Source organism: Nocardioides albertanoniae, assembly GCF_006716315.1.
GTDB lineage: Bacteria > Actinomycetota > Actinomycetes > Propionibacteriales > Nocardioidaceae > Nocardioides > Nocardioides albertanoniae.
The window spans coordinates 826,248-847,606 of record NZ_VFOV01000001.1; the positions used below are offsets into that span (position 1 = coordinate 826,248).

Genomic DNA, 21,359 nt, shown 5'->3' on the forward strand with positions numbered 1-21,359 from the left:
GGAGACGGCACCTGATTTGGTGGGTGGACGTCCGGTGGGGCCACCCGAGCAGGGGCGCTAGCCTGCGCTCATGCGGGTCGATGAGTATCTGACGTACGACGCCACCGGGCTGGCGCAGCTGATCGCTGCCAAGGAGGTGACCGCGACCGAGGTGCTGGCCGCGGCGCGAGAGCGGGCGGCGGCGGTGAACCCGCGGATCAACGCGATCGTCGCCGACATCCCGGAGGCCGACGAGCAGGCCGCCGACGAGGCGCTGAGCGGACCGTTCGCCGGGGTGCCGTTCCTGGTGAAGGACCTGGCCCAGGAGTACGCGGGCCACCCGACGACCTACGGCTCCCGGTCGCTGGTCGACGACGTCGCCGAAGAGCACTCCTACTTCACCCGGAGCGCGCTCGACGCCGGTCTGGTGATCTTCGGGAAGACCAACACCCCGGAGCTCGGCTCGAAGGGCATCACCGAGCCGGAGCTGTTCGGGCCGGCCCGCAACCCGTGGAACACCGACCACACCCCGGGTGGCTCCTCGGGCGGCTCCGGTGCTGCGGTCGCAGCCGGGATCGTCCCGGTCGCCGGCGCGAACGACGGTGGTGGCTCGATCCGCATCCCGGCCGCCTGCAACGGCCTGGTCGGGCTGAAGACCACCCGCGGCCTGCTGCCGCTGGGTCCGCACAGCCTGGACCCCTCCAACGGCTTCGTCGTCCAAGGTGTCGTGACCCGCACCGTGCGCGACGCGGCGGGTCTCTACGACGCGCTTGCCGGCGACCAGCCGCTGGCGATGCTCCACGCGCCCCGGCCGGAGACCGCCTTCGCCGAGGCCGTCGCGACCTCGCCGCGCAAGCTCCGCATCGGGTTCACCTCCGCGTCGTCGATCACCGCCCCCGACCCCGAGGCGATCGCGGCGGTCGAGCAGGCGGCAGCCGCGCTGGAGGCGCTCGGCCACGAGGTCGAGGAGGTCGAGGCGCCCTACGACGCGGCCGAGCTCGGCCGCGACTTCCTCAGCATCTGGTTCGCCTCGGCAGCCGCCAACGTCGCCGAGGTGAAGCGTCGCACCGGCGCCAAGGACACCGACTTCGAGGCCGACACCCTGGCCGTCGCCGAGCTCGGCCGCGCCGGGGGAGTGGTGGCGGTCGAGCTGGCGCACATGAACCGCCGCAACCACGTACGCCGCCTGAGCGAGTTCCACGCGGCGTACGACCTGCTGCTGACGCCGACGCTGGCGAAGCCGCCGCTGCGGGTGGGCGAGGTGACCACGCCCAAGGCCCTGCAGACCGCGGCGCGGCTGCTCTACAAGCTGCGCGGCGGCCGGGTGATGCGGGCGACCGGCCTGATCGACCAGCTGGTCGACGAGAACCTCGGCTGGGTGCCCTACACCCAGCTCGCCAACCTCACCGGACGCCCGGCGATCTCGGTGCCGACCTACCGCACCGGAGCCGGGCTGCCGCTCGGCGTACAGCTCTCCGGTCAGCTCGGCGACGACGGTCTGCTGCTGCAGGTCGCCGCTCAGCTGGAGCAGGCGACGCCGTGGGCGGAGCACCGGGCGCTGCTCTGACGGAATTTTCTCTTTCGGGCGCGCGGACGCCTCCGGAGGAGCAGTATCGGAGCATGACGCCCCCACGGCCGGACCTGTTCATGCCCTCGCGTCGCAGCCTTCTCGGCGGCGCTCTCGGCGGGATCACGATGTCGCTGATCGGCGGCGCCGCGGTCGCCTCGACACCGGAGGATCCGACCAAGGCGGGCGCGAGGACGTTCGCGTCGCTCGCCGGTCAGCCACCGACGGTCGCACCTGACGAGCTCACCTTCACCCCACGCACGTGGCTGCGGCCAGGTCATCCCCGCCAGGTCGGCCTCGACCCTCGCCAGATCGCCACCATCCGCACCGAGCTCACCCGCTTCCTCGAGCCGACCCCGGAGAATCCCGACCACCCGCTCTACGCCGGGGCCACCGCGATCGCGGTCAAGGACGGCGTCATCGTCGCCCACGAGAGCGTGGGCAAGGCGCTGCGCTACGGCCTCGACGGCACCACCGTCGTCGAGCTGCCCGACGACCAGCAGGTCGACGCCGGGCTCGACACGATGTGGGACATCGCCTCGATGTCGAAGCTGTTCACCACGACCGCGATCCTCCAGCTGATCGAGCAGGGCAGGCTCGACCTCGAGGAGCCGGTGGTCACCTACCTGCCCGAGTTCGCGCCGCACGGCAAGGACGCGATCCTCCTGCGTCACCTGCTCACCCACGTCTCGGGCCTGCTCGCCGGTCCGGTCCCGTCGCTGTGGGAGGGCTACGACACCTACGAGGAGCGCGTCGCGGCGATCATGGACACGGAGCCGACGCACGCGCCCGAGCAGGTCTACCGCTACTCCGACATCAACCTGATCACCCTCGGGCTGCTGGTCGAGCGGCTCTCCGGCACGACGCTCGACGCCTACGTCCGCGACCATGTGACCGGGCCGCTCGGCATGCACGACACCATGTACAACCCGCCCGCGGACCGCCTCGACCGGGTCGCCGCGACCGAGTACGAACCTTGGGCCGGGCGCCCGATGATCCGCGGCGAGGTGCACGACGAGAACGCCTGGGCGCTCGGCGGCGTCGCCGGCCACGCGGGCGTCTTCTCGACCGCCGCCGACATGGCGAGGTTCGGGCAGATGTTCCTCAACGGCGGCGTCTACCGCGGCACCCGGATCCTGTCGGAGGAGACCGTCCGGCTGAGCCTGCACGACTACACCGGCGCCCAGTTCCCCGGCAGCAGCCGCGGCCTCGGCTGGGAGCTCGCCACGACCTGGTATCACGGCCCGATCTGGTCTCCGGTCTCCTTCGGCCACACCGGCTACACCGGCACCAGCATCGTGATGGACCCGATCGGCCACCAGCTCGTCGTGCTGATGACCAACCGCGTCCACCCCAGCCGTGACTGGGGCAGCAACAACCCGTCTCGCCGCGCGGTCTCCGACGCCCTGGGCATGGCCTCGGCGGTGCGGCCGGCCAGCGGGCGTACGTCGTGGTTCTCGGGGCGCGCGAGCTCGACGGAGGCGACGCTGGACGTGCCGCTGCCGGCGACCGCGGGCGCCAGGCTCCGGTTCAGCTACTGGTTCGACACCGAGCCGCTCTACGACTACGGCCGGCTGCGCTACTCCACCGACGGCACCACCTTCAGCCCGCTGCCGTTCACGCTCGAGGGCGGCGGGTTCGACTGGGAGACCAGCGAGGCGGTCGACGGCTACGGCGGTCGGCGGTGGCTGCGGGGCAGCGCCGACCTGCCGGCAGGCACCACCGCGCTCAGGTGGATCTACGAGACCGACGCGACCTCGCAGGGTCGCGGCATCTTCGTCGACGACATCGTGGTCAGCCAGGGGCGGCGTACGTTGTTCGACTCCTCTCGTCGCGCCGACGCGGCGCGGATCGTCACCGACGGCTGGGCGCTCAGCGATCGGTGACGTGTCACCGATAACCTCGGCGGCATGAGTGAGCGCCAGCGAATGACAACGGGCCTCAGGCCGCCTTCTCGGTATTCTCTGACCTTCGCTACCGAGGCGGCACGATGAGCGAGCCGCAGCGGACGAATCCTTTCCTGCTCAACCAGCTGCGTGACGAGGCCGACGCGAAAGCGCTCGTCACCAGGGCGGTCGAGTCGAGCGCCGCGGGCGCGCCGCAGGGCATCCTCGACGCGATCCGCGGCAAGCTCCACGAGCTCGGTCCGGAGCTGGTCTCGGTCTCCCACGACCTCGCCGAGCACCCGGAGACCAGCTTCGAGGAGCACCGCAGCGCCGCCGGCCTGGCCGAGTTCGTAGAGGCTCACGGCATCGAGGTGGCCCGCGGTGCCTACGGCCTCCCGACCGCGCTCTACGCCTCGGCCGGAGGCACGAAGGAGGGGCCGACGATCGCGGTGCTCTCCGAGTACGACGCCCTGCCCGGCATCGGTCACGGCTGTGGGCACAACCTGATCGCCACCGTCGGTGTCGGTGCGTTCCTTGCCATCGCGAGCGTGATCGACCGCGTCGGCGGCCGGGTCGTCTGGCTCGGCACCCCGGCCGAGGAGGGCGGTGGTGGCAAGGAGCTGATGGCGCAGCAGGGTGCCTTCGACGGCATCGACGCGGCGATCATGGTCCACCCGTTCACCTATGACAGCTCCGAGCCGGTCTTCCTCGGCCGCCGTCAGCTGAAGGTGACCTACGTCGGGGTGCCGGCCCACGCCTCCATCCAGCCGTTCATGGGGCGCAACGCCCTCGATGCGGCCAACCTGCTCTACACCGGCGTCGCGCTCAACCGGCAGCAGATGCCACCCACCGACCGCGTGCACGCGATCATCACCGACGGCGGGCTGCGCCCCAACGTGATCCCGGAGCGTTCGGCGGTCGAGTTCTACGTACGCTCGGCCTACCCCGAGACGCTCAAGATCCTCTCCCAGCGGCTGGAGGAGATGGCGATGGGCGCGGCGCTGATGACCGGCTGCGGCGTCGAGTTCAGCTGGGACGAGTCGCCGGTCTACCTGCCGATCCGCAACAACGCCGGGCTCGCGCAGGCGTGGAACCGTCGCTACCAGGAGCGCAACCACACCGTGCTCGCTCCGGGCGTCGTGCCCGACCTGCTCGCCGGCTCCACCGACTTCGGCAACGTCTCCTTCCGCATCCCCGGCCTGCACGCGATGGTCAAGATCGCCGAGCCCGACGTCTCGCTGCACAGCCGCGAGTTCGCCGCTGCCGCGGTCACGCCGTACGCCGACGAGGTGCTCGTCGACGCCGCCTACGGTCTCGCCGGGGTCGCCGTCGACTACCTCTCCGACGCGAAGCTGCGCGACGCGGTGCGTGAGGAGTTCGAGGACGCCGGTGGCGCGGTAGACGTCAACGAGTTCTTCGGCTGAGGCGAAGCCCGAAGCAATATGTGCGGCTGAAGCGACTGATTAACGGTTGATGACGATTCGGCAGCGGTAACCGGATTACCTCTTCACAACGGGAACCCGAAGGGGCATTGTTCGCTTCGTCGATCACTCAGATGGGGAGCACAGCAATGCCTCGTAACACCCGAAGACTCCGCCCTGTTGTCGCCGTCGCCGCAGTTGCTCTCGCGGCCGCCGCAGTCGCCAACCCGGTCGCGAACTCCGCCTCGGCCAAGCCTGGGAAGCACCTGGTCGATATCCAGCTGCTCTCCTTCAACGACTTCCACGGCAACCTCGAGGCGCCGTCGGGGTCGAGCGGGCGGCTGGTCACCGGCCACCAGATCGATCCGGCGACCGGCAAGCCGGTCGACGAGACCGCCGACGTGGGCGGCGTGGAGTATCTCGCCACCCATCTGGCCGAGGCCCGCAAGGGCCACGATCGCTCCCTGACCGTCGCTGCGGGCGACCTGGTCGGCGCCTCGCCGCTGCTCTCGGCCGCCTTCCACGACGAGCCGTCGGTGGAGGCCCTCAACAAGGTGGGCCTCGACGTGACCGCGGTCGGCAACCACGAGTTCGACGAGGGCTACAAGGAGCTGCAGCGCATCGACGCCGGAGGCTGCATCGACGACGGTGACGGCAAGGACAACCAGAACTCGTGCGCCGCCCACGAGTTCAAGGGCGCCGACTTCGACATCCTCGCCTCCAACGTGGTCGAGGACGCCAGCGGCAAGACCATCCTCCCGTCCTACTCCATCAAGGAGGTCGACGGCGCCAAGATCGGCTTCATCGGGATGACCCTGGAGGGCACCCCCGACATCGTCACCGCCGAGGGCGTCAAGGGGCTCACCTTCAAGGACGAGGTCGAGACCGCCAACGCGCTCGTGCCGGTGCTGAAGAAGAAGGGCGTCAAGGCGATCGTCACGCTGATCCACGAGGGCGCCAACCTGCCCAAGGAGAAGTGGACCGACCCGGCGACCGGCACCGTCCACGAGGTCAACGCCTCCTTCGACTACACCTGCGAGGGCGGTGGCGAGCTGATCGCCGACTCGCCCATCGTGCCGATCGCCGAGGGCCTCGACCCGCAGATCGACATGGTCGTCACCGGCCACACCCACAACCCCTACGTCTGCGACGTACCCGACCCGAAGGGCAAGTCGCGCCTGGTCACCTCGGCCTCGTCCTTCGGGCGCCTCTTCACCGAGACCAACCTGAAGTACGACCTCAAGAAGCACGACATCGTCCGCTCCTCGGTCAAGGGGTCCAACCTGCTCGTCACCCGCGACGTGGCCAAGGCGCCGGAGCAGACGGAGCTGATCAACACCTACAAGGAGCTGGTCACCCCGATCGCCTCGCGCGTGCTCGGCTCGATCTCGGCCGACGTCAACCGCGTCCAGAGCCCCGCCGGCGAGAACGCGCTCGGTGACCTCATCGCCGACGCCCAGCTCGCCGACGAGTCGACGGTCTACAACGGGCAGGCGCCGGTGATCGCGTTCATGAACCCCGGTGGCATCCGTGCCGATCTGACCGCGGCCAACTCGCCCTACGGCGAGCCCGTCGGCGACGTCACCTTCGACGAGGCGTTCACGGTGCAGCCGTTCAACAACTACCTGGTCTCGCTGACCATGACCGGCCAGGACATCTACGACCTGCTCACCCAGCAGGTCACCGGCGCCAACGCCGGCTCTCACAAGATCCTGCAGGTCTCGAAGGGCTTCTCGTACGAGATCAGCCCCTCGGGTCCCGTCGACGGCTCCGTCAAGCTCAACGGCGAGCCGATCGACAAGGCCGCGTCCTACCGGGTCGTGACCAACAACTTCCTGCAGGGCGGCGGCGACGCCTTCGAGGCGTTCACCAAGGGCACCGACCCCTACTACGGCGGCCTCGACATCGACGCCTTCGCCAACTACCTGGAGGCCAGCTCGCCCTACACCCCGGGCGCGCTCGACCGCATCACCGGCACCCACTGAACGAACCCCGAAACGAGACAGCGTCCGTACGCAGCGGGCCCGACCAGCTCTGAGCTGGTCGGGCCCGCTGTGGTCTCCGGGTGTGGTCTCCGGGTGTGGTCTCCGGGTGTGGTCTCCGGGTGTGGTCTCCGGGTCGGGTCAGCGCGATCCGGCGAGCACCGATTCATCGGTGGTGTCGCCGGCCGGCTCCCGGCGCGGACGGGGGATGAGGAGCACGATCAGCGCCCCGACACCGGCGGCGAGCGCCCCGATCACGAAGCAGAGCTGGAAGGCTCCGGCGGTCGGGATCTCGGGCGTGCCGGGCGCCAGGACCATGGTGCGACTGGTCAGCACGATCGCCATGACCGCGCCCGCGACCGTGGTGCCCATCGAGCGCATCAGGCTGTTGAGCCCGACGCTCGCCGCGGCCTCGGCCGCCGGGACGTTGCTGAGGATCAGCGTGGGCATGGCCGCGTAGCCGATCCCGACGCCCGCCGAGGCGACGCAGGAGGCGAGCATGAGCTGCCAGGGGGCGTCCATCAGGAAGACCGCGACGACGTAGCCGGCGGCCAGCACGAGCGCTCCGATGGCCATCGTGCCGCGACCACCGAGGCGGGACAGCAGCCGCGAGGAGACCGGGGTGAAGAGCATCATCATCAGCCCGGCCGGCGCCATCCACATGCCCGCCTGGAAGATCGTCTGGCCCAGGCCGTAGCCGGTGGCCTCGGGCATCTGGAGCAGCTGCGGCACCACGATCGACTGCGCCATCATGCCGAACCCGATGAGCACAGCGGCGATGTTGGTGAGCAGCACCGGCTTGCGCGCGGAGGTGCGCAGGTCGACGAGCGGGTCGTCGTGGCGCAGCTCGTACCAGCCCCACAGGAGCAGCACGACGATGCCGCCGATGATCATGCCGATGGTCTCCGGCTGACCCCAGCCCCAGTCGTTGCCCTTGGAGACACCGACGAGCACGCCGACGAGACCGACGGCGAGCCCGAGCGCGCCGACGAGGTCGAGGCGGCCGGGGTGGGCGTCGCGTACGTGCGGGACGACGGTCGCGGTCGCGATCGTGACGAGGAGCGCCAGGACGGCAGAGACCCAGAAGAGCATGTGCCAGTCGAAGTCCTGGGCGATCCAGGCGGCCAGCGGCAGACCGAGCGCACCGCCGACGCCGAGCGTGGCGCTCACCCCGGCGACCGCGGTGTTGCGCAGGTGGACGGGGGCGACCTCGCGCACGAGGCTGATCGCGACGGGGATGTAGCCCATCGCCATGCCCTGGAGCACGCGACCGACGAGCACCGGGCCGACCGCGTCGGAGAGCGCGACCACGAGAGAGCCGACGACCAGCACGATGCCGGAGATCACCAGCACCGGCTTCTTGCCGTAGAGGTCGGCGAGGCGGCCCGTGACGGGCATCGTGACCCCGGCTCCGAGAAGCGTCGCGGTGACCACCCAGGAGGAGGTGCTGGCGGTGGTGGAGAGCAGCTCGGGGAGCTCGCTCTGGATCGGGATGACCAGCGACTGCATCAGGGCGGCGCAGAGGCTGCCGAAGCAGAGCACCACGATGACGGCGACGGCGCCGCCGTTCGAGCGGGGCGGCCGCTGGTGAGCGGTCGCCCCGGTGGCGGAGGGCGGAGCGGAAGTCAAGGTACACCTCGGGTGTGTAAGTTACATATCAGGTGTGTAGACTACACACCATGAGGTTCGAACCACAACGCACGGAGGTGTGATGCCGTCCACAACACCGTCGTCGACGGACCGGACCCTCGATCAGGTGCGTGCTGGTCTGCGCGACGAGCGCCGTGTCGCCTCGTTGCTCTGGCGGCTCGAGGTGCATCGGCGTCTCGCCGAGGACCGCAGCGCGCTCAACCAGTCGGACGGGCGGCTGCTCTGGTTCCTCTCCGACGGCCGGCCTCGTACGCTCCGGGAGATCGCCGACGGCCTCAACCTCGAACAGTCGACCGTGAACCGCCAGGTGAACGCCGCGCTCTCGGCCGGTCACCTACGCCGTTTCGCCGAGCCTGGGCTGCCGGCGCGGCTGATCGAGCCGACCGAGGAGGGGCTCGCCCTCTATGAGGCCGCCTCGGCGCGGGCGCTCGGTGCGTACGCCGACGGGCTGGCCGCGCTCGGCGACGACTCCGACGAGTTCCTCGACCTGCTCGAGACCTTCGTCGGTGCCTACGGCGAAGCGGTGCGCGAGTAGGCCGACGCGGGCATTCGCCGGACGAGAGCGGCTGCGGATGCGGCCGCCGCGGAGATGCGACCGCCGGAAACCCCGCACGCCCGCAGGCAGGTGGCGGCGATCGCGTCGGCGGTCGCGGGGTCGATCGTGGCACCGATGCCGCGCAGGCTGGTCACCACCTCCACCAGGTGCATGAGCATCTCGCCGAGATGGCGTGGCTCGGGGGTCTCGGAGGTTCCGGGGGTGGCGACCCGGGCGGCGAGCCGGCCGTAGGCTTCGGCAAGCTCGACGCGGGTGCTCCGAAAGGCGTCGTAGGCCCCGCTGCTGGTCACGTCGGGGAGGGTGGCGAGCATGCCGACGTTGTGGGGCGCCTCGGCCAAGGTGTGGACGTCGACCAGGGCCAGTGCATAGAGCGCGGTCTCGTCGGTCTCGGTCGCCGCCAGCTTCTCGATCTCTTCGACCTTGTCGACCGCGGGGCGCACCGAGCGCTGGAGCAGCTCGGCGAGGATCTCGTCCTTGCCGGTGAAGTGGTAGTAGAGCGACGCCTGGCGGATCCCGACCCTCTCGGCGATCTCCCGGGTCGAGGTGGCCGCGAAGCCCTTGGTCACGAACAGCTCGGCCGCGGCGTGCAGCACCTGGTCGTGTGGTGAGGCGGTGGTGGTCGGTGGCACGAGACGTGGCCGTCCGGGGTGTGCTCGCTGGGCGTTCATCGAGGCCCTACCTTCCTGTCGGCGTCGACCCCGAGCTCATTAGAGCATGATATTCTCCTCATGCCAACGTTGATGCCGATCCGGACGCCATCTATGTGCCTGGCCACATGGTGGTCGACCTGCGACCTACACGAGGAGGCAGCTGCCGTGCCCCGCCCCGACCACCGCGCCGCCGAAGCGCTGACCGAAGCGCTGCGGGATGCGCGTCGCTCCGCGGGGTTCACCGGTGCCGGGCTCGCCGACGCTCTCGGTAGTGGCTGGGCCCAGCCGAAGGTCTCCAAGATCGAGTCCGGCCGGCAGGTGCCGAGCGCCGCCGACATCCAGGCCTGGGCCGAGGCGACCGGCGTCGACCCGGAGAAGTTCGTCGCGCTCCACGCGCGCGCCCGCCACGAGGTCTCGGCCCTCCGGGAGGCCCGTCGTTCAGCAGGTGGCGTCGAGGGTCGCCAGGAGGCGTACGCCATCGCCGAGTCCGCTGCGCAGGTCCTGGCCAGCGTTCACCCGAGCATGGTCCCCGACCTGGTGCAGACGCCCGACTACGCCCGCGCCCTGCTGGCGCTGGCCGGGGCGGGCGGCGGCGACGCCGACCCCGAGGAGGCATCCTCCGCCATCGCGTCCCGGCTTCGCCGTTCGGCGGTCCTCTACGAGCCCGGCCGGTCGATCACGATCCTGCTCGGTGAGGCCGCCCTGCGTCATCTGATCGGTTCGCCGAGCATCATGCGAGCGCAGATCGAGCACATCGGCAGGCTGGCCACCAGCACTCGCGCGACGATCGGCATCGTCCCCTTCGAGAGCGTGCCGGTGCTGCTCCGTCACGGGTGGGACCAGCGCGACAAGATCGTCACCGTCGAGACCACCGCCGGTGACCTCGAGGTCGCCGACCCCGCCGAGGTCGCCCGATACGAGCGCTGGACCCGACTCCTGCTCGAGCACGCTCTGGTCGGCCAGGAAGCCGCCGACCGGTGTGCCGAGATCCTCGAACGCCGCGAAGACCGACATCGACCCGGTGGCGCGACACCCTGACCTCTTTGGCGCCGCGGCCGCCGCGTACGGCAGACTGTCCCCGGGCCGTTAGCTCAGTTGGTAGAGCAGTGGACTTTTAATCCATGGGTCGTCGGTTCGAGCCCGACACGGCCTACCGCACACGCGTGGCTCGAGCCTCCGCCCGAGAGATCGGGCGGAGGCTCGAGCCGGTCGCTACCGGCGCGCGGCGGCAAAGCCGGCGATCTGGTCGGCGAGGATCTGCGGTGCGTCGAGCTGGACGAGCGTACGAGCGCCGGGCACCTCGACCAGCTCGGCATCCGTGAACGCCTGCTGGAGGCGGCGGCCGAGGTCGAGGGTGAAGGAGCGGTCGGCCGTGCCCCAGACGATGCGGACCGGCCCCTGGAAGTGCTTGAGCCGGGTGGAGACATCGAGCAGCTCGCGCGGGTCGAGGGCACGGAGGAGGCGTACGGCATCGTCTCGGACGCCTGGTTGGGTCAGCGCTGGTTCGATCCACGATCGGGTGAGCTGGGCGTCCGGCTCGTTGACGAGCAGCCCGAACCCGAGCGGAGAGTGGCGGAGCATCGTGCTTCGCATCGGCAGCAGGTTGAGCTTCATCCTCCGCGAACCCTTGAGCAGCCCCAGGATCACGTTGAACGGGAACGGTGGGAAGGCCTCGAAGGCGTCGCAGTTGGCCAGCACCACACGCCCGATCCTGCTCGCGTCGGTGTCGAGCACGAACTGCACGAGCCCGCCGCCGGTGTCGCTGCCGACGAGGGTGACGTCGTCGAGGTCGAGCGCGTCGAGGAAGGCCAGGATCTGGCGGGCGATGCCGCGCGGGCTCTGGTCGGCGTCGGGGTGCAGGGGAGTGGGGTGGGAGCCCAGCGGCCAGTCGGGAGCGTAGGACCGGATGCCCTGCTCGGCGAGGAGATCGGCGACGCCGGACCAGACCGAGCCGTTCATCAGGAACGCGTGCACGAACACGACCGGCGGCTGGGTGGACTGCTCGGGCCCGGCAGTGCGGTAGTGGACGGTGCCGCTGGGCAGATCGATGGCTGACATGAGATCTCCTTCGCCATGGAGTAACATACAGTGTGTATGGAACTTACGGACAGATCGTATGAAAGTTTCCCGACGGACACAAGAGGAGCGGACCGCGGCGACGCGCGCCGCTCTGATCAGCGCGGGTAGGGCTCTCTTCGCCGAGCACGGCTTCGCGGGCGTCGGCACCGAGACCCTGGTCCGTGAGGCCGGTGTCAGCCGGGGTGCCCTCTATCACCAGTTCGGCGACAAGACGGAGCTGTTCGCGGAGGTCCTCGCCGCCGTCGAGGCCGACGTCACCCAGCGACTGGCGGAGGCGGTGCCGGCGGGCGACGGCGACATCGACCTCGTCACGGTGATGAGACAGGCCGTGGAGACCTGGCTCGACGCCTGCGAGAGCCCCGAGGTGCAGCGCATCGTGCTCGTCGACGGCCCCTCGGTGCTCGGCTGGGTGCGGTGGCGTGCCATCTGCCAGCCCTACGTGCTCGGCATGATCGAGATCGTGCTGAGCCAGGCGGCCGCCGACGGTCAGCTGATGCCGCTCCCGATCAAGCCGCTGTCGCACCTGCTCATCGCCGTCGCCGACGAGGCGGCGATGTTCATGCACGCGGCCGACGACAGGGCGGCCGCGCGGGCGGAGATCGTCCAGATCATCGACGCGCTCGTGCGTGGGCTCGTCGTGGACCGAGGGTGACCGGGGCGAGCGCGGCACCACTATCAGAACGGGCAGTGGAAGGCCAGCAGATCGCTGGTTTCGGGCCTCTGCGGCGGCACGTTGGCGGCGCCACGTACAAAACCATCGGCCAAGGGGGTTCCCCCAGGCTCACTAGTTGCTAATGTCACTCCCGCAACAGGTGCAAGTTCCAGAAGGTCTGACGCCTGCGGAGTTTGTGATCCAACGGCGTTTCTGCTCTGTGCCCACCCAGGCCCCGGTCTGGGAACACAGGTCGGAGCGACGTGTCACCCGCATCTGATGTGGGGCCGCCGAACCTGGCGGCCTCTCGCCCCGACTAAGGAGTATCGAGCACATGGCTCAGGGCACCGTTAAGTGGTTCAACGCCGAGAAGGGCTTCGGCTTCATTGCGCAGGAGGACGGCGGCGACGACGTCTTCGTGCACTACTCGGCGATCCAGACCAACGGCTACAAGTCGCTGGACGAGAACCAGAAGGTCGAGTTCGACGTCACCCAGGGCCCGAAGGGCCCGCAGGCGGAGAACGTTCGCCCTCTCTGAGAAACCAAGACGATCTCGGGTTCGGCACCTGTCGACACTGATCATCTGCAACGAGGCCCCAGCCGTTCGGCTGGGGCCTCGTCGTCTGTGCTGTCGTCTGATTGGGGCCTCTCAGGCTCCTGTGTCACGCTTGATATGACAACTTTTGGTGGTTCTTCGCGGATCAGCGCGCAGATCAACCAAGACTGGGCGATGATGTGACGACGAGCTCTGAGGGTGACGTGAGGAGGCGACGGAAGTGGCTGACCAGTTCGATGTGACGCTGGAAGATCCTGAGCTGCTCCTCGAGGTCGAGCTCACCACCAACCTCATCGTCGCCGCCACCGAGTCCGAGGATCACCTCTCCCAGGAGGAGATCGACCGCATCCTCGGCATCATCCCCTGACTGGCCCCCCGACCGGCCCCTGAGCGGGGCCTCGGTCAGCAGGTCGCGAAGAGGAGCGGCCCGTTCGCGAGGTCGGAGAGCACGGCGGTGTCGTTCTTCGGCTGGAGCTGCATGGTGACGACCTCGTCGTCCGCGGCCACCTTGCCCAGCTTGAACCGTTCGTCGAAGCTGCCGCCCTGACCCGGCGCCGGGCCGACGGCGAGCTTGGCCCGGGAGTCGGCGTTGGTGCGCGCCTGGTCGTCGTTCTCGAACGCCATCGACGCACGTACGTCGCCGCCCGGCTCTGCCGCCATCGCGAAGCCGGCGATCGGGTTGATCTCGCCGGCGTTGTCCACGAGCGCGTCCGCCTGGTCCTGGTCGGCGGCCATGGAGTCGCCGAGCCCGATCTCGCGGCAGGTGTAGTCGCCGTCGTAGATGAACGCCGAGAGCGGGTCGCCGAGCCTGCCGGCCGCGGCTGTCATCGGCTCGTGCAGGTCGCCATCGCCGAGCTTGTCGACCTGGTCGCTCAGGTAGCGGCGGCCGTCGGAGGCGAGGATGAGGTCGCGCTCGGGCAGGAATGCGATGTAGCTGATCTGCGGGGTGGTCTCGGAGTCGACCCCGGAGTCGGTGAACGTCGAGAACGGGACCAGGGTGCCGTCCCAGACGCCACCGTCGTTCGGATCGTCCTTGGGGGCCTCGAAGCCCATCGAGGTGAGCTGCTCGGCGAGGTGGTCGGAGTCCATGTCGTCGAGATGCGCGATCGTCAGCGCGCCCTCGGTCGACTGGGTGAAGAGCTCCCAGTCGATGGTCGCCGGTGACCAGCCGAAGTGCTGCTGCAGCAGCCCGGAGGAGTCGGGCAGCACCGAGGTCGAGGTGAGGTCGCTCGAGTAGGCCTTGTCGATCATCTCGTGCACCTCCTCCGGGGAGGAGTCGGCGTCGAGGTCGGCACCGACGCTCTCGCGGATGCCTTTCCAATCGGTGAAGGAGACCCGGGTCGCCTCGGCAGGTGCGAGTCGTAGCGCCTCGTCCATGTCGCCACCGCGGGTCACCCACGCGCGGGCCAGGACGACGACGAGAGCGATGACGACGACGCCCACGATCACGGTCACCACGGGGTGCGTGCGCATGGTTCGTACGGCACGACCTGCCCACGTCGTGGAGCGGTCGAAAAGCTGGCGGGTGCTGAGCATCCCGACGAACCTTAGACGACGCGGCATCTCGCGGACATACCCGCTCGGCCCGATCCTGGTCGACATACTCTGGGGCCATGCCCGAGATCCCGGCCGCCGGCGTAGTGGTTTTTCGCGAGCACGACGACAGGACCGAGGTGGTGCTGGTCCACCGACCCAAGTACGACGACTGGTCCTTTCCCAAGGGCAAGGTCGATCGCGGTGAGCAGGTGCCGGTCGCCGCGATCCGTGAGGTGCGCGAGGAGACCGGGCTGCGGGTCACACTCGGACGACCGCTGCCGTCGCAGCGCTATCCGGTCGTGGCCGGCGAGAAGGTGGTCCACTACTGGGTCGGCCGGCTCGCCGACGGTGCCGACGACGACGTCGACGGCTATCAGGCAAACGACGAGATCGACGCCGTCCGCTGGCTCTCGGTGAAGAAGGCGCGCCGCCGCCTCACCTACGCCCACGACCGGGAGACGCTGCAGCACGCCGAGGACGTACGCCACCCCAGCGCGCCGCTCATCATCCTCCGCCACGCCGCGGCCGTCGGCCGGTCGGCCTGGTCCGGTGACGACGAGGAGAGGCCGCTCGACGACACCGGCCGCGCCCAGGCGGTCACCGTGGCCGGCCTGCTGGCGGCCTACGGCGTCGGCCGGATCCTCACCTCGACGAGCACCCGCTGCGTGCAGACCGTCACCCCGTACGCCGGGCTCGCCGGTCTGGAGCCCGAGCGGATGAGACGGCTCAGCGAGGAGGGCGCCGAGGAAGATAGCGTGTCGGCGCTGGTCGCCGACGTCGTCGGTGACCTGTCGGTTCCGACGGTGATCTGCACGCACCGACCGGTGCTGCCATGGCTCTTCGCGGGCCTGGGTGTGCGCAACCCGAAGCTGGCGAAGGGCGAGCTGATGGTGCTGCACATGCACAAAGATGAAGTGCGAGCAGTTGAGGCACTCCAGGCCTGAAACCGGCCCGAGGGTGGCTTGTTCATCTTCTGTGCCCGTAACCGACATGGACATGCCATCGACATTGTTTTCCTCGTTCAGCCTGCGTTCACCTACGTCGAGTTTCCCGTCCACCTCGACTCCTTACGGTCATCGAGACAACTCCGAATCGACTGCATCCTCAGGAGACTTGCGTGAACACCACCTCGCTGCGCCGGGCGTTCGTCCCGGCCATCACGGCTGCGACCCTTGCTCTCGCCATCAGCGCCTGCGGCGCTGCCAACGAGCAGGACAGCGGCAGCGAAGGGGAAGGCCTCTCGGGCACCATCAAGGGTGGCGGCGCCTCCTCGCAGGAAAAGGGCCAGGCGGCATGGGTCGCCGGCATCCAGGACGCGAACCCCGACCTCAGCGTCGTCTACGAGCCGGTCGGCTCCGGCTCCGGCCGTGAGGGCTTCGTCTCCGGCGGCTACCTCTTCGCCGGCACCGACTCCGCCCTCAACGACGACGAGGGCGAGCTCAAGGGCGCCAAGGAGAAGTGCGGCGGCGACCCGATCCAGGTCCCGGCGTACGTCTCGCCGATCGCCGTCGCCTTCAACGTCGAGGGTGTCGACGAGCTCAACCTCGACGCCAAGACGCTGAGTGCGATCTTCTCGGGCAAGATCACCAAGTGGAACGACAAGGCGATCACCGCGCTCAACCCGGACGCCAAGCTTCCGGACACCGCGATCACCCCGGTCCACCGCTCCGACGACTCGGGCACGCAGGAGAACTTCACCGACTACCTCTCGCAGGCCGGTGACTGGGCCGAGGAGCCCGACGGTGAGTGGCCCTCCAGCGTCAAGGTCGGCGAGGGCGCCGACGGCACCTCCGGTGTCGTGACCTCGCTCTCCGGTGCCGGTTACATCGGCTTCCTCGACGAGTCGGCCGCCCGTGAGAACGACCTGACGGTCGCCAACATCAAGGTCGGCGACGAGTTCGTCGAGCCGAGCCCCGAGGCCGCCGCGAAGATCCTGGCCGCCTCCAAGCCGGCCGGGCTGAGCGACAACGACATGGCCGTCGAGGTCGCCCGCACGACCACCGAGGCCGGCGTCTACCCGGTCGTGCTGGTCTCCTACCTGCTGGCCTGCCCGTCCTACGAGAACGCCGAGGACGCGGCCAACGTGAAGGGCTACCTGGAGTACATCCTCTCCGAGGAGGGCCAGAAGGCCTCCGCCGAAGAGGCCGGCTCGGCGCCCCTCGACCGCAAGATCGCCGACAAGGCGCTCGAGCTCGTCGGTGGCATCAAGTAAGTGTCCTCACGTCTGATCTGATCGCCGTCCGGGCGGTGGCTGCGGCCGCCGCCCGTACGGCTGTCTTGAACCGAAACTAGAAAGTCGAGGAATGCCTGTGACTGTCGCCGCTGACCCCGGCGCCGACCCTGGCGTTGACACGAAGTCGGAGCTCTCCGGCCGTGGCTCGGTGGGTGATGTCGTCTTCCGGGGCCTCGCCGTCACCGCTGCCGCCCTGATCCTGGTGGCGCTGGCAGCCGTCTTCATCTTCCTGGGGCTCGAGGGCTTCCCAGGGTTCAACGTGGACGCGCAGCACTACACCGGCCAGGGCTCGTTCCTGGGCCTGGTCGTGCCGCTGCTCTTCGCGACGATGTACGCCGCCGTGCTGGCGCTGATCATCGCGGTGCCGTTCTCCATCGCGATCGCCCTCTTCATCAGCCACTACGCCCCGCGGCGCATCGCGGCCCCCGTGGCCTACATCATCGACCTGCTCGCCGCGGTGCCCTCGGTCGTCTTCGGCCTGTGGGGCGCGGTCGCGCTCGGTCCCTACCTGGTGCCGGCCCACACCTGGCTCGCCAACCACCTCGGCTGGCTGCCGTTCTTCAGCGGCCAGCCCTCCGGCAACGGGCGCACGCTGTTCACCGCCTCGATCGTGCTGGCCGTGATGGTCCTGCCGATCATCACCTCGATCTGCCGCGAGGTCTTCGCCCAGACCCCCCGTCTGCACGAGGAGGCGGCGCTCGCGCTCGGCGCGACCCGCTGGGAGATGGTCCGCTACGCGGTCTTCCCCTACGCCCGCTCCGGCATGGTCTCCGCGGTCATGCTCGGCCTCGGGCGCGCCCTCGGCGAGACCATGGCGATCGCGATGATCGCCTCGCCGAAGGTGGTCGTCTCGCTGTTCATCGTCGGCACCCAGAACCCGCAGACCATCGCGTCGTACATCGCCCAGGGCTACAAGGAGAGCACGCCCGACCGGCTCTCCGTGCTGATCGCGACCGGCCTCGTGCTGTTCGCCTTCACCTTCCTGGTCAACGCGCTCGCTCGCTGGATCGTCGCCCGAGGGAGGGCCAAGTGACCAACATCGACCCTTCTGTCAACGACACGGCCCAGCTGGAGACCAGGCTCTCCCACGCCACGCTCCCGCGCGGCGCGCAGTGGCTGGTCGGCATCGCCGCCGTCGCGCTCGGTGGCCTGGCCCTGGTGCTCGGCCTGAGCATCGTCGCTGCCGTCGCGATCGGCCTGCTCGGCTTCCTCATCGGCTACCCGCTGTGGGCGCTGCTGGTCGAGAACAAGCGCTCGGCGACCGACAAGCTCATCACCGGGCTGGTGTGGACGGCCTTCGGGGTCGCGGTCATCCCGCTGATCTGGCTCGTCTACATGGTCTTCGCCCGCGGTCTGGCGACCATCAGCCCGGAGTTCCTCACCTACTCGATGCGCTCGGTCACCGGCGACGATCAGGGCGGGCTCTACCACGCGCTGATGGGCACGTTGATCGTCACCGGCATCGCCGCGGTGATCTCGATCCCGATCGGCATCATGACCGCGATCTACCTGATCGAGTACGGCAAGGGCAACCGCCTGGCCAGGTCGATCACGTTCCTCGTCGACGTGATGACCGGCATCCCGTCGATCGTCGCGGGTCTGTTCGCGTTCGCGCTCTTCACCCTGATCGTCGGGCCGGGCACGCGCTTCGGCTTCGGCGGCGGTGTCGCGCTCTCGCTGCTGATGATCCCGACCGTCGTGCGCTCCACCGAGGAGATGCTCAAGCTGGTGCCCGACGACCTGCGCGAGGCGTCGTACGCCCTCGGGGTGCCGAAGTGGCGCACCATCACCCGGATGGTGCTCCCGACAGCCATCGGCGGCATCGTCACCGGTGTCGTGCTCGCGATCTCGCGAGTGATCGGTGAGACCGCGCCGCTGCTGGTCGCCTCGGGCTTCAACCCGAACATGAACGGAAACGCCTTCGACGACAGCCCGATGATGACCGTGCCGGTCTTCATCTACACCCAGCTGTCGGAGGCCACCGGCAAGGGCGTCGAGTACGCCTGGGGTGGAGCGCTCGTGCTCTTCATCCTCGTCATGGTCCTCAACCTCATCGCCCGCATCATCGGCACGATCTTCGCCCCCAAGACCGGGCGCTAGGAGTAACACATGTCCATCCAAGTCAAGGACGCCAGCATCTTCTACGGCGACTTCAAGGCCGTCGAGGACGTCTCCATGTCCATCAAGCCGAAGGCGGTGACCGCGTTCATCGGTCCGTCCGGCTGCGGCAAGTCGACCTTCCTGCGCACCCTCAACCGGATGCACGAGGTCATCCCCGGCGCCTACGTCGACGGGAAGATCTCCATCGGAGGTCAAGACATCTACGGCGCCGGGGTCGACCCGGTCGCCGTACGCCGCAAGGTCGGCATGGTCTTCCAGCGGCCAAACCCGTTCCCGACGATGTCGATCTACGACAACGTGCTGGCCGGCAACAAGCTGAACTCCAAGCGGATCAAGAAGGCCGAGGCCGACTCGATCGTGGAGAGCGCGCTGCGCGGGGCCAACCTGTGGAACGAGGTCAAGGACCGTCTCGGCAAGCCCGGCATGGGTCTCTCCGGCGGTCAGCAGCAGCGGCTCTGCATCGCCCGCGCGATCGCCGTCCAGCCCGAGGTGCTGCTCATGGACGAGCCGTGCTCGGCGCTCGACCCGATCTCGACCGCTGCGATCGAGGACCTCATCCACGAGCTGAAGTCCGACTACACGATCGTGATCGTCACCCACAACATGCAGCAGGCCGCCCGTGTCTCCGACGACACCGGCTTCTTCAACCTGAAGGCTGCCGGCCAGCCGGGCCACCTGGTGGAGTTCAACCCCACCAAGCAGATGTTCACCAAGCCCGACAACGCCGACACCGAGGCCTACATCTCCGGTCGCTTCGGCTGAGCTTCGGCTGAGCGCAAAACTGCCGAGTCGGCGCATCCGACCCCTCTCGCTCGCTTCGCTTCGCGAGGCACGGGGTCAGATGCGCCGACTCGGCGGGGTTTTTACGGGAGCTGGAAGACGAAGTGGCAGATCAGGTAGGTGAGAGCCGCGACACCGCCGGCGGCGGGGAAGGTGAAGACCCAGGCCGCGACGATCGACTTCGCGATGCCCCAGCGGACCGCCGAGAACCGCTTGGTCGCGCCCACACCCATGATCGCCGAGGTGATCGTGTGCGTGGTCGAGATCGGGGCCTCCCAGACGTACGCCGTGGTGTAGAGCACCGAGGCGGCGACCGACTCGGCGGCGAATCCGCGGGAGGGGTCCAGGTGGATGATCCGGCGGCCGAGGGTGCGCATGATGCGCCAGCCACCCGACATCGTGCCGAGCGAGATCGCGGTCGCGGCGGCGGCGATGACCCAGAAGGGGAGCCCCTCGTCGGCGCTCAGGAAGCCACCGGTGACCAGGGCGAGAAAGATGACGCCCATCGTCTTCTGGGCGTCCTGGAGGCCGTGACCGAGCGCCATCGCGGCGGCCGAGATCGTCTGGGCGATCCGGAAGCCTTTCTGCGCACGGTGCTGGTTGGTGCGGCGGAAGATCCACATCACCCCGAGCATCACGCCGAAGCCGAGGCCGAAGGCGACCACGGGGGAGACGAACATCGGGATGACGACCTTCTCCAGCACCGTCATCCAGTTGACGAACGCGCCGGCGGCGATGGCCGAGCCGGCCAGACCACCGATGAGGGCGTGCGAGGAGGACGAGGGCAGGCCGAAGTACCAGGTGATCAGGTTCCAGGCGATCGCGCCGAGCAGCCCGGCCATCACCACGGTCAGACCGTGCGCGCCTGATGGTGGGGTGATCGTGTCGGAGACGGTGTGGGCGACCTTCTGGCCCAGGAATGCGCCGACGAAGTTCATCACCGCAGCGAGCAGAAGGGCGATCCGCGGCGTGAGCGCGCGGGTGGACACGGAGGTCGCGATGGCGTTGGCGGCGTCGTGGAAGCCGTTGGTGTAGTCGAAGACCAGGGCGACGACGACCACCGCGATGACGATGGCTAGTTCCACGGTGTCAGGATTCCTTGACGGCGATCTGCTCGACGGTGTTCGCGACGCTCTCGAACCCGTCGATCGCGTCCTCGAGCGACTCGACGATGTCCTTCAGCTTGAGGACCTCCATCGCGTCGTACTCGCCCGAGAAGAGCTTGGCGAGGATGCGGCGGTGGTTCTTGTCGCCCTGGTTCTCGAGACGGTTGATCTCGATCCAGTACTCGGAGAGCTCCTTCATGGAGCGCAGGTTGGGCATCGCGGCCGCGGTGAGCTCGGCACACCGCTGGAGCACGGTGACCTGGTCGGAGAGCTCGGCGGGGAGGACGTTGACGCCGTAGACGAAGATCTGGTCGACGACCTCGTCCATCGAGTCCATCACGTCGTCGAGACCGGAGCCGAGGGCGTAGATGTCCTCACGGTCGAACGGCGTGACGAAGGTCGAGTTGACCTTCTTGACGATGGCGTGAGTGGACTCGTCGGCCGCGTGCTCCGCGTCGCGCATCCGTCGAGCGACGTCCTCACGATCTGCGGACTCACTCAGCATCTCGGCCAACAGCGAGACACCGTTGACGAGGTGGTTGGCGGAATCGGCGAACAGGTCGTAGAACGACGTGTCGACCGGTCGGATACGGAAACGCACGGGG

Annotated in this window: 20 protein-coding genes and 1 tRNA gene; 15 read left to right on the plus strand and 6 right to left on the minus strand. The window is 68.9% G+C overall.

The genetic code is table 11. The features are described from left to right. The first annotated feature begins 70 nt into the window (after positions 1-70). The 4 genes from FB381_RS03890 (at position 71) to FB381_RS03905 (ending at position 6,838) form a co-directional block, all read left to right on the plus strand. The gene (locus tag FB381_RS03890) at positions 71-1,546 is read left to right on the plus strand and encodes an amidase (RefSeq protein WP_141779069.1); all 1,476 of its coding nucleotides are present in this window, start codon (positions 71-73) and stop codon (positions 1,544-1,546) included. Between the two features lie 53 nt (positions 1,547-1,599). Continuing rightward, complete coding sequence (locus tag FB381_RS03895; protein ID WP_141779070.1) at positions 1,600-3,432, plus strand: serine hydrolase domain-containing protein; 1,833 nt, start codon at positions 1,600-1,602, stop codon at positions 3,430-3,432. 104 nt (positions 3,433-3,536) lie between these two features. Then, positions 3,537-4,856 (plus strand): M20 family metallopeptidase, encoded by a 1,320-nt coding sequence (locus tag FB381_RS03900; RefSeq protein ID WP_141779071.1) that lies wholly within the window; start codon positions 3,537-3,539, stop codon positions 4,854-4,856. A gap of 146 nt (positions 4,857-5,002) precedes the next feature. Continuing rightward, entirely contained in the window at positions 5,003-6,838 is a 1,836-nt protein-coding gene (locus tag FB381_RS03905) for a bifunctional metallophosphatase/5'-nucleotidase (protein ID WP_141779072.1), read from the plus strand. A gap of 138 nt (positions 6,839-6,976) precedes the next feature. Here the strand turns inward: FB381_RS03905 and FB381_RS03910 are convergent, their stop codons facing one another. Further along, positions 6,977-8,464 (minus strand): MFS transporter, encoded by a 1,488-nt coding sequence (locus FB381_RS03910; RefSeq protein ID WP_211352319.1) that lies wholly within the window; start codon positions 8,462-8,464, stop codon positions 6,977-6,979. Between the two features lie 82 nt (positions 8,465-8,546). On the opposite strand from FB381_RS03910, the gene FB381_RS03915 reads away from it, so the two are divergent. Then, the gene (locus tag FB381_RS03915) at positions 8,547-9,020 is read left to right on the plus strand and encodes a MarR family winged helix-turn-helix transcriptional regulator (RefSeq protein ID WP_141779073.1); all 474 of its coding nucleotides are present in this window, start codon (positions 8,547-8,549) and stop codon (positions 9,018-9,020) included. Here FB381_RS03915 and FB381_RS03920 read toward each other — a convergent pair. Beyond that, positions 8,996-9,709 carry a TetR/AcrR family transcriptional regulator gene (locus FB381_RS03920; protein WP_141779074.1) on the minus strand — a complete coding sequence of 238 codons (714 nt, stop codon included), beginning with the start codon at positions 9,707-9,709 and terminating at the stop codon, positions 8,996-8,998. The two genes, FB381_RS03915 and FB381_RS03920, sit on opposite strands and share 25 nt — an antisense overlap. Positions 9,710-9,856: 147 nt before the next feature. Here FB381_RS03920 and FB381_RS03925 point away from each other — a divergent pair, with 147 nt between their 5' ends. Further along, complete coding sequence (locus tag FB381_RS03925; RefSeq protein ID WP_170225042.1) at positions 9,857-10,729, plus strand: helix-turn-helix domain-containing protein; 873 nt, start codon at positions 9,857-9,859, stop codon at positions 10,727-10,729. A 42-nt stretch (positions 10,730-10,771) separates the two neighbouring features. Next, positions 10,772-10,844 (plus strand) — tRNA-Lys (locus tag FB381_RS03930). A 59-nt stretch (positions 10,845-10,903) separates the two neighbouring features. Here the strand turns inward: FB381_RS03930 and FB381_RS03935 are convergent. Then, positions 10,904-11,749, minus strand: a complete 846-nt coding sequence (locus tag FB381_RS03935; protein ID WP_141779076.1) for an alpha/beta fold hydrolase — start codon at positions 11,747-11,749, stop codon at positions 10,904-10,906. Between the two features lie 58 nt (positions 11,750-11,807). On the opposite strand from FB381_RS03935, the gene FB381_RS03940 reads away from it, so the two are divergent. The 3 genes from FB381_RS03940 (at position 11,808) to FB381_RS23805 (ending at position 13,345) form a co-directional block, all read left to right on the plus strand. Further along, positions 11,808-12,422, plus strand: a complete 615-nt coding sequence (locus FB381_RS03940) for a TetR/AcrR family transcriptional regulator (protein WP_141779077.1) — start codon at positions 11,808-11,810, stop codon at positions 12,420-12,422. 334 nt (positions 12,423-12,756) lie between these two features. Beyond that, positions 12,757-12,960 carry a cold-shock protein gene (locus FB381_RS03945; protein WP_045548871.1) on the plus strand — a complete coding sequence of 68 codons (204 nt, stop codon included), beginning with the start codon at positions 12,757-12,759 and terminating at the stop codon, positions 12,958-12,960. A gap of 238 nt (positions 12,961-13,198) precedes the next feature. Next, complete coding sequence (locus tag FB381_RS23805) at positions 13,199-13,345, plus strand: hypothetical protein (RefSeq protein WP_170225043.1); 147 nt, start codon at positions 13,199-13,201, stop codon at positions 13,343-13,345. Between the two features lie 35 nt (positions 13,346-13,380). On the opposite strand, the gene FB381_RS03950 is transcribed toward FB381_RS23805, so the two are convergent. Further along, the gene (locus FB381_RS03950; RefSeq protein WP_141779078.1) at positions 13,381-14,514 is read right to left on the minus strand and encodes a hypothetical protein; all 1,134 of its coding nucleotides are present in this window, start codon (positions 14,512-14,514) and stop codon (positions 13,381-13,383) included. A gap of 77 nt (positions 14,515-14,591) precedes the next feature. Here FB381_RS03950 and FB381_RS03955 point away from each other — a divergent pair, with 77 nt between their 5' ends. The 5 genes from FB381_RS03955 to pstB all read left to right on the plus strand — a co-directional run bounded on the left by FB381_RS03955 (position 14,592) and on the right by pstB (position 19,630). Further along, positions 14,592-15,458 carry an NUDIX hydrolase gene (locus tag FB381_RS03955; RefSeq protein ID WP_141779079.1) on the plus strand — a complete coding sequence of 289 codons (867 nt, stop codon included), beginning with the start codon at positions 14,592-14,594 and terminating at the stop codon, positions 15,456-15,458. A 173-nt stretch (positions 15,459-15,631) separates the two neighbouring features. After that, positions 15,632-16,726 (plus strand): phosphate ABC transporter substrate-binding protein PstS, encoded by a 1,095-nt coding sequence (pstS, locus tag FB381_RS03960; protein ID WP_141779080.1) that lies wholly within the window; start codon positions 15,632-15,634, stop codon positions 16,724-16,726. Between the two features lie 91 nt (positions 16,727-16,817). Beyond that, entirely contained in the window at positions 16,818-17,780 is a 963-nt protein-coding gene (pstC, locus tag FB381_RS03965; protein WP_246087949.1) for a phosphate ABC transporter permease subunit PstC, read from the plus strand. Continuing rightward, positions 17,777-18,847 carry a phosphate ABC transporter permease PstA gene (gene pstA, locus FB381_RS03970; protein WP_141779081.1) on the plus strand — a complete coding sequence of 357 codons (1,071 nt, stop codon included), beginning with the start codon at positions 17,777-17,779 and terminating at the stop codon, positions 18,845-18,847. Before pstC ends, pstA begins: the two co-directional genes overlap by 4 nt. A 9-nt stretch (positions 18,848-18,856) precedes the next feature. Next, positions 18,857-19,630 (plus strand): phosphate ABC transporter ATP-binding protein PstB, encoded by a 774-nt coding sequence (gene pstB / locus FB381_RS03975; protein WP_141779082.1) that lies wholly within the window; start codon positions 18,857-18,859, stop codon positions 19,628-19,630. Between the two features lie 101 nt (positions 19,631-19,731). Here pstB and FB381_RS03980 read toward each other — a convergent pair whose 3' ends face one another. Together FB381_RS03980 and FB381_RS03985 are read right to left on the minus strand one after the other, a co-directional pair. Beyond that, complete coding sequence (locus FB381_RS03980; RefSeq protein WP_141779083.1) at positions 19,732-20,733, minus strand: inorganic phosphate transporter; 1,002 nt, start codon at positions 20,731-20,733, stop codon at positions 19,732-19,734. A 4-nt stretch (positions 20,734-20,737) separates the two neighbouring features. Then, complete coding sequence (locus FB381_RS03985; protein WP_141779084.1) at positions 20,738-21,355, minus strand: DUF47 domain-containing protein; 618 nt, start codon at positions 21,353-21,355, stop codon at positions 20,738-20,740. Positions 21,356-21,359 lie beyond the last annotated feature (4 nt).